Origin of the sequence: Mesorhizobium sp. M2E.F.Ca.ET.219.01.1.1 (assembly GCF_004016445.2) — a bacterium.
Lineage (GTDB): Bacteria > Pseudomonadota > Alphaproteobacteria > Rhizobiales > Rhizobiaceae > Mesorhizobium.
In genome coordinates, this window is record NZ_SADT02000286.1 from 1 (window position 1) to 283 (window position 283).

1 protein-coding gene is annotated in these 283 nt (G+C 65.0%); it reads right to left on the reverse strand.

Features of this window, described 5'->3' with window-relative positions:
- Positions 1-283, reverse strand: a 283-nt coding sequence (locus EN862_RS35860) for an efflux RND transporter permease subunit (protein WP_135913356.1), incomplete at both ends; no start/stop codon positions are given.

Below are 283 nucleotides of genomic sequence, written 5' to 3' on the forward strand. Positions count from 1 at the left end.
GCGCCCTCGCCGATATAGGTGGCGATGAAGCGCTTGTCCGGATCGTCCATCATCTTGCCTTCGAGCGCCTTGGCCTGCGTCTCGACCTCCTTGATCGAGGTGCCTTCCGGCAGCCAGAGGTCGACGAGGATTTCGGGCCGGGAGGACTGCGGGAAGAAGTTCTGCGGAATGAACTGGAACGCCCACAGGCTGGTGGCGAAGGTGACCAGCGTCATCACCAGCACGATGATGCGATGGCGCACGGCCCAGCCGACGGTCGCGCGCAGGCGGCGGTAGAAGCGCG